Origin of the sequence: Desulfobacter curvatus DSM 3379, from assembly GCF_000373985.1 — a bacterium.
GTDB lineage: Bacteria > Desulfobacterota > Desulfobacteria > Desulfobacterales > Desulfobacteraceae > Desulfobacter > Desulfobacter curvatus.
Genome location: NZ_KB892906.1, coordinates 3,107 through 12,097 on the forward strand (window position 1 = coordinate 3,107; position 8,991 = coordinate 12,097).

Sequence of the window (8,991 nt, forward strand, 5' to 3'; positions counted from 1 at the left end):
CATCCCTGAAAATCTTCTGGAAAGCGAGTTATTCGGTTTTGAAAAAGGGGCATTCACCGGCGCGGCACGACGGCATATCGGCAAAATTGAACAGGCGGACGGNGGNACNGTNTTCCTGGATGAAATCGGCGATATGCCCATTTCCATCCAGGCCAAAATTCTTCGGCTGCTCCAGGAAAGATGCATTGAACGGCTGGGCGGTGATGAAACCATTCCTGTGGACGTGCGCATCATTGCNGCAACCAACAGGGATCTTAAAGCCGCCATTGCCCAGGGGCTTTTCAGGGAAGATCTCTATTTCCGCCTCAAGGTCTTAACCATAGAACTGCCGCCCCTCAGGGATCGTCTGGAGGATATCCAACCCCTGACCGCCCACTATCTTGAACGGTTCTCCCATGAATTGAAAATCGATAACCCCGGCATCCGGGAAGACGCCCTGGACCTTCTGGAAAAATACGAATGGCCGGGCAATGTCAGGGAACTTGCCAACCTGATCCACAAGGCCCTGATCTTTAACCGGGGCAACCCTTTGTCGGTCAGCGACTTAAGCCAGATTATCCGAAAACAGGAATCCCCGGGGGAGATTTCCCAGGGCTCAAACCAGGAAGAGGCTATCCGCCAATGGGTCCACTTCTGCCTGTCCCACCCGTCCAATGATCACAGTTTTGAATTCTTTTCAGATACCATCTGCGCCATGGCCGTGGAAGAAGCCCTGAAAATCTCAAACGGCAACCGATCCCAGGCCGCTCGGCTTTTGGACATATCCCGCCCCACCCTGCATGGCAAAATAGATAAATACGGAATCAACACCATCTCATCCACCCAGGTCATCCGATAGTTGCCTGTGTATCGCTGCAGACTCAATGATACCGTTTTTATCTTTAAATGTCAGGCAGACATCTGCTGCTCCCCGGCAGAGGGGAATTGCTCCACGGACTTACCTTTTTCAATAATAACCGCAAGCTCATCCATTGCTTTGTCATACTGGCTGAAAAAGGATTCAAGGGTTTGAACCGTTTCATCATCCCGGCCGACCAAGTCGTGTGCCCGCTTCAAAAAATGACTGCCAAGCTTTCTAAAATCCTGCATCTGCGACAGCAGTCTTTTTCTGTTTTTATGCCGCTGTTTTTCCTGGGCAATCACCGGGTCAAGCTGCCGGATGGAGAGCTCAACCAGCACATCTCTTGGCAGTCCGTATTCCCGGGCAAAAGTATCCAGGGTACTTAAACAATTCCGGCTTAAAACAAAGGTCTTTTGTTTGCGTCCTTTTTTTTCAGGTTCATACGCTTTTGCCTCATCAGCAATCTGATCAATAATATCTTTGTTCTCAATCAAATGGTCAAAGATTGATTTTTGTTTCACACCCAACTGGTTTGCAACGGTGCTTATTAAATTGATGGCATGCCTGGGCAGCGTAAACGTTGCCCGAACAGACTGCATCCCTTTAAGTGCATCCAGGGAGAAATCATTGGGGTTTATTTTCGATTCGCTCATTATTTAATCCTCCTCTTTTTATTAAAATTAATTGATGTGTATTACTTTGTCAATTTTTTTAGAAATAATAATGCAAACTATATTGACATGATATCATTTATACATATTTTATTTTCAAACAAACGGGAGGCAGACTTAAACAAGCCAACCGATGGAAACAACAACAAATAAAAAGGAGTATGAACTATGTTTACAAGAATGAACGAAATCGACAGAATGTTTGGGGCCATGGATCTGCTCCGCACCAAAATGGACAGACTCTTCAATGAAATGGACAGACCTTACCTGCATGGGCCGGCATTTACCCTAGGCACCAATTCACCCAGAACCAACCTTCTGGAAAACGGTGATACCTTTGAAGTCCGGGCAGAACTTCCCGGCATCTCAAAGGATGACATCACTATTAAAATCCAGGGCAATTACCTTGAAATCAGCGGAAAGCGAGTAATTGAAACTCCCGAAGGGTATAAGGCCCACAGAAATGAAAGGTCAGCCACAACATTCTCACGCAGCTTTACCCTGCCCGATGAGGTTGATGCGGAAAAAGTCGATGCCTCGCTTAAAGACGGTGTTTTGTATCTGACACTGCCAAAATCAGAGGCAGCCAAACCCAGGCAGATTGCCATTAACTAAAATAACAGCTGTGGGCTGGCTTGGTTGTTCAACATGGTTCAGCCCACAACGAAAGTTGAAACATCTGTTTAAATTAAAAAATGAACAACAGAACAAACCCCACAGGAGGTTACCATGACTGACAGAAAAGATATCACCAAAACCGAAAACAAAGCCGTTGAGAAAACCCGTGAGCTGAGAACCGCCACCCCGTCAGTGGATATTTATGAGAATGAAAATGAGATTCTGCTTTTTGCGGACATGCCCGGGGTTCACAAGGATGATATCACGGTAAACATTGAAAACGGCAAGCTCTCCATCTCCGGCATTCGCCGGCTTGATCACCGGGGCGTGTCAAACTGGGAGGAATTTGTGGACGTTGAATATGTCAGAAGCTTTTCCATCCCCCAAACCATTAACGTAGAAGATGTGGAAGCCAAGCTCAAAGATGGGGTTCTCACCCTCCATCTGCCCAAATCAGAAGCAGCCAAACCCAGATTAATTGAAATCAACGCTGCCTAAGGCAAGGGTACCATCTTCTATCTGCCAGGATCAGGATGGCTGCGGCAAAATGAACGTGCCGCAGCCACCCCAGGCCCTCAACCGGATAAACTAAAGGAGATGAGACATGAATATCAAAAAATTTGCACCATGGAACTGGTTTAAAAAAGAAGGTAATGAGAATGGATATGCGGAAAAAGAATACAGCATTTCCATGGAAATTCCTGGTGTCAGTAAAAAAGAGATCAGCATTGAATTGCTCCGAAACACACTTGTCATTCGCGGTGAAAAAAAGCAGACACATGAAGATAAGAATAAAAACTATTACAGGATTGAAAGAAGCTACGGGGCCTTTCAGCGCACCCTGTCCCTGCCCGCAGATGCGGATGAGTCCCGGGTTGACGCAAGGTTTAAAAACGGGATATTAAAGATAACGATCCCCCGGTTGAAAACGCCGACAAGCCGCGTTAATCAAATTGAGGTAAAATATGCCTGATAAAGAAGCGGCATTAATGACACGGTGAATACAATATCTGACATGTGCAGAGACCGCAATATGCCGGGGTTCATAGTTTCCGGATTAAAGACCTATAACCAGGCAAACCACAAATTCCCGAGGAGGCAATTTAATGGACCAGGCAAAACCCAAAGGTGCAGGTAAAAGCAGTTTTGAACTGATTAACACGGATATTTTAAAACAGATACTGCCAATTCATCAGGGCGATGTGATTCTGGACCTGGCCTGCGGTAAAGGGCGGTATTCGCTGTTTCTTTCTCACCTTACAGGGCCGGCTGGCTTGGTCTACGCCGTGGATCTCTGGGAAGAGGGGCTTCAGATGCTGGAGGAAGATGCGCAGAAAAAAGAGGCCACCAATATTTTAACCATCAGGGCGGATGCCACCAAGGAAATAGACATCGAAGCCTATAGCTTAGACCTTTGCCTGATGGCTACAGTACTGCATGACTTCAAGGAGATGGACGCCGACAAAACGGTCTTAAAACAGGTTCTCAACCTTCTTAAACCAGGGGGATGCCTGGCCGTAATTGAATTCAAAAAAATGGATGGGCCTCCCGGTCCACCGGCACATATACGCTTGGCCCGGGAAGAAACAGAAAGACTGGTCACTGGATTGGGATTCAAAAAAATCAATGCGGCAGATCTTGGCCCCTATAATTATGTGGCATTGTTTTCATCACAGGAATAAAGGCCATGGAAATTTTAAATTCGCACGATAAGAGCATCGTTATTTTGTCCCCCCAAGACTTGATTTGTATAGGCAGACCAAACCGCACATAAAAAATACAAAAGGCTTTTCAGAATTTACTGAAAAGCCTTTATTTTTAAGTGGCGTCCCCAAGGCTACTCTCCATTTACCCCAATTCCACAATAACCCTTACAGCCAGCCGTAAATCCTTTACGTTTCAGACATCTGGAACAGATGGTGTCCAGCTCCAAAAACAAATCAAAATATAGCCACAACAAGACGTCAGTCGTTAAGTTGATGCCTGGACGATAAACCCGATATGGACGATGAATTTTCTAAAACTTTTTTTCCTGAAGGGCCATTATCACTTCGGCAATGTATCCGGGATTTTAATCCCATCTCTTCATGGACGGTACCCATCTGACCTGGACAATAACAGCATCCATCGAAACATGCTGAAATTGTTGAATTTTGACGATGATTGACGGTTGGACGATGATGTTTATAAAACTTTTTCCGACAGTCGAATATCAAACCCGCAAAAATTACAAAGCCGATGTAAGCACTGCTCTAAAATCCAGTTAGCGTGTGCCAGCACCACCCCGCAGCCCACATCTCTCCAAACGGTCTGGTTGTAATAAAACGCCGTAAAAATCCCGGAATTGCTTTAAGGACAGGCATTATGGCTGTTTCTCACCGGCAGGACAGATTGTACCGTCCTGAACCAGCCAACGTCCAAACACAGCCTTTTATAGGCGATTAAGTCGGGCTAAAATCAAAAAAAACAAGGCAGAGCGAAATGAATTGCCCTGCCTTCGTATTGTTTTTACCGAGATAAAACTATGCTTTTTTCTTTCTGCTTGCTCCTGCTATGCCAAGGATGCCAAGACCGAAGAGTAGGACTGTTGCAGGTTCCGGAATTGGAGCTGGATCGGTATGACCGGATGAATCTGTTCCAAGTGCATAATCGAAGTTGATTGTTGCCACTGCCCCTGCAGCCATATCGCCTAAATCCCAACCCATATTAATGGTGTAATCGCCAGAACCATCGTTGACTGAAGTTGTGGCGAGGGCATACGGATTTTGATTCCAAAACGAGCTTATTGTCATAACACCGTCTCCCACAATAGCGGTTCCCCATCCAGTGACAGATCCATAAGCGACAACGCGATCGCTTTCAATAGTATTTGTCGTATAAGTAGAGCCGCCAGCGTACACGTCCTGATCTGGATCAAAACCGGTGGCAAAAACAACGTCCTCAAGTATGCTATCGGTAATGTTAGCCAAAGTTATGGTGAAGTGAATGACGCCGGATGTTTCATCAAAGTAAAGATACTGACTATAACTAAGTCCCCCATAGGCGCCGGTTGTACTAGTAGACAGTGTTGTACCAGCACTGGTTTCAGTCGTAGTGGCTGAAAAATTATTACCATTCTCATAACCGCTTGCGGCCCATGAACCATTAACACCGATGGAATTGAACTGGAAGGGTGATCCGGGCTTCAACACGTCATAGGTTGTCCAGGCACCATTGCCAGCAGAGTCGTAGTCAATGCCGACAATGAAATCATCATCAATCAAACCTCCGCCAGTGCCGACTCCGACTCTTAAAAAATCGCCCTCCAATATAGTGGCAGACACAGGCGATGTGATAAATATTGAAGCAACAAATAAAGCCAATAACAATTTTTTCATTAAAACATTCTCCTTTTATTCTGTTCGAGTTTTATAAAATACAAAAGCTGAATTACACCCTAATGTGCAACCCTGCTATCTCAATGAGCCGTTGCTTTCCGTCCCTATCTCTCAACAGGTTTGAGGTTACGAACAACGAAATATAGCAATATTTATACCATCATACCAAAGGGCTTAATTATCAGATTTTACGGCATTTTTAAGCACTTTTTTCCATATAGTGTTATGTAGAAACCGTGAATATTATTGTGTATTTTTTTTCATATCAGTGGCAAATAATTTCACAATTACAACTCGTGCCAATCCACGCAAGCACCATATTTTCCATCCTTCTCTCCTCATTTTTATCGACAAGATCTTCCCCAAGCAAGCATCATAGCCGTCATTTTCAAAATCCACGGATTTATCGCCTCCAGGTGGTACAGAAATCATAACGAAGCCTTACCCATACGGTCAGTTATAGGGGCGGGGGCTTTATTGACAGTGGCTTCAAACCACAGACCGCCATCGTGAGGCAGTACCACCCCACCAAGCACCTCACCTAAAACCCACAACTTAACAGCACACCATCCCCCCTCCCCCTGTTCAGTGATCAAGCGGGAGAAAAACCATCAAAAGGGCTTGTCCATTTCGGGCAGGCCCTTTCGTATTTTAACCCGAAGCAAAGGAGATTTTTATGAAACCTTTCAGCCAAGTATTCAAAGCCCCATGTCCATGTTGCCAAAGGTCCATGACGGCAACCAGGAGATCAATTACCAACCAAACTCGATTCTTCGCCTGTGCCTGCGGTCATCGTGAGTGGATCACAGAAAAGCAGTTTGAGGTCATCACGGGCCGGTGCTTCCTCTGCGGCAAACGGGACTGTTCCACAAAGGACCACAGGTTCAACGGTATTATTCCAGCAGGCATGGGCCTGTAAATCACACCATCAATACCAAAAAGGAGGTTTTCATGCTTGAACACATTTCAAAAACCAGAACATTACAACGTTTTACACAACCACCGGATGATTTACCTCGCTCTGGAACCATCAGATTTATCCGTAAGGAAGACCCTGACTGGAAAGAACGCCTAATCACACCAAAGCAGTTCTGGTATATCCGGCTCCTTGCCCAGCAAAACAGTATCAGCATCGAACATCTGAATAATAGGTGTTTTCGGCAATTTGGAGCCGATTTGAGCACGATGAAAAGAACAGACGCATCAAGTGTTATCCAAGACCTCAAACGCTCGTTAAACGAAGAATACAAGCCATTTCATTAACATTTTTAAGCAGGAGAACTAGCAATGAACAAGAACATCCAAACCGTCCTAAAATCAATCGTATCCGCCTTTGAAAGTGGGAATGTGCCCGAGGCCGTTGCTGTTGCAAGCTTCCCCATCCCCGACATCCCCAGCGCTCAGTGGAGCTTTACAAATCGCACCATACAGTTCCTCTCAGGAACTGCGGATGCCAGGGGATATAAGCAGTGGAAAGAGGTTGACCGCTACGTGAAAAAGGGCTCCAAGGCAATTTACATCCTGGTGCCGTGTTTTCGTAAACAGGTTGATGAAGACACGCAGGAAGAACAGCAAGTGTTGAGCATGTTCAAGGCTATGCCCGTGTTTCGGGTTAAAGATACCGAAGGTGAGCCCCTGGATTACCAAAACATTGAACTGCCCGAATTGCCATTACTTCAGAGGGCGTATGACTGGGGCATAGATGTTAAGGCGGTTCCAGGCAATTACCGTTATTACGGATATTTTTCCCCCGCCCGCAAAGAAATCGCCCTCGCTACACCGTCGGAGAAGACCTTTTTTCATGAGCTGTCGCATACAGCGGATCACATCATCAAAGGTGAATTGAAACCAGGTCAGGCCCCGTTCCAGGAGATCACAGCCGAGCTGTCAGCCCAGGCCTTGTCCCGTATTGCGGGTAAAAGTATTGAGGATACCACAGGCAACAGCTTTCGCTATATCAGCCATTACGCCCAAAAGGTAAAGATGAGCCCTGAAAAAGCCTGCCTGCGGGTGCTGTCCGATTGCGAAAAAATTATCAATCTAATCCTCCATGGCCGTGCCGACGGCATTGAAAACAGCCAGAAAGTAGCATGATGAAAGGAGAAAAAAATTATGAAAATAAAAACAATTTGTGCCTGGTGTGGTGGATTTATTTCAGAGACCAATTGCCCTGAAACGAAAAACTCCCAGGTTTTGGCAAAGGCTGGCGTGATGGTAAGCCACGGCCTTTGCTCAGCTTGCCGCCTGGCCATCGAAACGAGATACGGACTGAACCAGAATGGAGGTAATGAAAATTTGTGATTTTTTCCCGGATTGGGATGACATTGGGTTGGCCGGGGCCATGGCAGAAGAAATGGCCGAAGAAGAATTTGAACGCCGCCGCATTGAGGCTGAATGCGAAGCAGACGAAGACCCAAAAGAATAACGTCCATCCCTTCTTTTCCTTCCCCTACCTTCCTCCTCCCCCTCGGGGAATAAACTAAGGCACAATATCAGAATAAAACCTTCCAAAGCATCAATCAGAATAGAACGGTATGTCAACCGCCCATTGCTCAATGCCCTTGATTCGGAAAATTTGATTCTCTATGATTTGCATGGCCTGTTTTGTCAGACTTACGCCTTTTTTATAAGTTTTTTCCACGAAGGTTACAACTGGACGCCAGCCTTTCCAGGTCATTGTTCTCGCTAATCCTAAAATTTTTTCAACCTTGTCCAGAAGTTCTCCATTCCAATGTTGTTCCAATCTGCCCCAAACTCTTTCTACAGGGTTGTATTTACTGTGATAGGGTGGATAGTAAGCTAAACTAATGCTCACAGAATTCTTCTGAGAAAAAGTCACCAGACGATTCATGAATTGGCTTCTCCGGCTGCTGTTTTCTGGTCCATTATCTAAATTTAGGACCAAGGTATGTGGATCATATTTTTCTTTAAGAGTCGGCCATAATTGTTCTAAAGCATCGACTATAAAATCTGCTGTAATATGACTTTCGGTAAAATAAAAGAAGGGTTCATCTGTTGCCGGAATGAATATACCAAAAAGCTTTAAAAGCGTATCTGGTTGGAAATCATGATCACAGGCTCGTAAGCCATAACGATTGTATCCGCCTCGTGAAAATGGTCCCACTTTTATGACGGCTTTTGCATCCATTGACAATCTTATTATCCCCGGATTCGAATCTGCTATCCTGTTGATATTATGAACATAGTCAAATATAAAATTCACTTCTGGAATTTTTTTTTAGGTTTGCATTTGGTCACTTTTTTCAAACGATAATCCAGCTGGTTCATTTTCCTGTTAATCGTTATGACCGAGGGAATATCATCNGGTTGATACCCTTTCAATTCAATTAGTTTTCTATGTACTTCTTTTGCTGTAATAGGTGAATACAATTTGGTCGAATGAAATGTTGGGTCCGTTTGGCAAATAGGTTCTACAATATTTTTAATATCTTCAAGCAGTGAGGGGTATTTTTCTTCAGCAGGT

General features: G+C 45.1%; 13 protein-coding genes. 10 read left to right on the plus strand and 3 right to left on the minus strand.

Going from position 1 to position 8,991, the window contains the following annotated elements; genetic code table 11:
* Nucleotides 1–16: 16 nt before the first annotated feature.
* Nucleotides 17–838, plus strand: a complete 822-nt coding sequence (locus tag B147_RS27135; protein ID WP_425386994.1) for a sigma 54-interacting transcriptional regulator — start codon at nt 17–19, stop codon at nt 836–838.
* Nucleotides 839–888: 50 nt separating this feature from the next.
* Here the strand turns inward: B147_RS27135 and B147_RS0102105 are convergent, their stop codons facing one another.
* Complete coding sequence (locus B147_RS0102105; protein WP_020585607.1) at nt 889–1,494, minus strand: hypothetical protein; 606 nt, start codon at nt 1,492–1,494, stop codon at nt 889–891.
* Nucleotides 1,495–1,680: 186 nt separating this feature from the next.
* Here B147_RS0102105 and B147_RS0102110 point away from each other — a divergent pair, with 186 nt between their 5' ends.
* From B147_RS0102110 to B147_RS0102125, 4 genes are all read left to right on the plus strand, one after another.
* Complete coding sequence (locus tag B147_RS0102110; protein ID WP_020585608.1) at nt 1,681–2,127, plus strand: Hsp20/alpha crystallin family protein; 447 nt, start codon at nt 1,681–1,683, stop codon at nt 2,125–2,127.
* Nucleotides 2,128–2,241: 114 nt separating this feature from the next.
* Nucleotides 2,242–2,628 (plus strand): Hsp20/alpha crystallin family protein, encoded by a 387-nt coding sequence (locus tag B147_RS0102115; protein ID WP_020585609.1) that lies wholly within the window; start codon nt 2,242–2,244, stop codon nt 2,626–2,628.
* 106 nt (nt 2,629–2,734) lie between these two features.
* Entirely contained in the window at nt 2,735–3,103 is a 369-nt protein-coding gene (locus tag B147_RS0102120; RefSeq protein WP_020585610.1) for an Hsp20/alpha crystallin family protein, read from the plus strand.
* 133 nt (nt 3,104–3,236) lie between these two features.
* Nucleotides 3,237–3,812 (plus strand): class I SAM-dependent methyltransferase, encoded by a 576-nt coding sequence (locus B147_RS0102125; protein ID WP_020585611.1) that lies wholly within the window; start codon nt 3,237–3,239, stop codon nt 3,810–3,812.
* Nucleotides 3,813–4,652: 840 nt separating this feature from the next.
* Here the strand turns inward: B147_RS0102125 and B147_RS0102135 are convergent.
* A complete protein-coding gene (locus tag B147_RS0102135; protein WP_020585613.1) occupies nt 4,653–5,507 on the minus strand; it encodes a PEP-CTERM sorting domain-containing protein in 855 nt (284 codons plus the stop codon).
* Nucleotides 5,508–6,183: 676 nt separating this feature from the next.
* On the opposite strand from B147_RS0102135, the gene B147_RS0102150 reads away from it, so the two are divergent.
* The 5 genes from B147_RS0102150 to B147_RS31585 are packed head-to-tail and all read left to right on the plus strand — an operon-like array spanning nt 6,184 to nt 7,932.
* Nucleotides 6,184–6,426 (plus strand): hypothetical protein, encoded by a 243-nt coding sequence (locus tag B147_RS0102150; protein ID WP_020585616.1) that lies wholly within the window; start codon nt 6,184–6,186, stop codon nt 6,424–6,426.
* A 32-nt stretch (nt 6,427–6,458) separates the two neighbouring features.
* Complete coding sequence (locus tag B147_RS0102155) at nt 6,459–6,770, plus strand: hypothetical protein (protein ID WP_020585617.1); 312 nt, start codon at nt 6,459–6,461, stop codon at nt 6,768–6,770.
* 24 nt (nt 6,771–6,794) lie between these two features.
* On the plus strand, nt 6,795–7,601 hold the full coding sequence (locus B147_RS0102160; protein ID WP_020585618.1) for an ArdC-like ssDNA-binding domain-containing protein: 807 nt from the start codon (nt 6,795–6,797) through the stop codon (nt 7,599–7,601).
* Between the two features lie 18 nt (nt 7,602–7,619).
* The gene (locus B147_RS0102165; RefSeq protein WP_020585619.1) at nt 7,620–7,808 is read left to right on the plus strand and encodes a hypothetical protein; all 189 of its coding nucleotides are present in this window, start codon (nt 7,620–7,622) and stop codon (nt 7,806–7,808) included.
* Complete coding sequence (locus B147_RS31585) at nt 7,795–7,932, plus strand: hypothetical protein (RefSeq protein WP_020585620.1); 138 nt, start codon at nt 7,795–7,797, stop codon at nt 7,930–7,932. Before B147_RS0102165 ends, B147_RS31585 begins: the two co-directional genes overlap by 14 nt.
* Nucleotides 7,933–8,022: 90 nt before the next feature.
* Here the strand turns inward: B147_RS31585 and B147_RS27140 are convergent, their stop codons facing one another.
* Nucleotides 8,023–8,730: an ISAzo13-like element transposase-related protein gene (locus B147_RS27140; RefSeq protein WP_083927787.1), complete on the minus strand. Its 708-nt coding sequence runs from the start codon at nt 8,728–8,730 to the stop codon at nt 8,023–8,025.
* Nucleotides 8,731–8,991 lie beyond the last annotated feature (261 nt).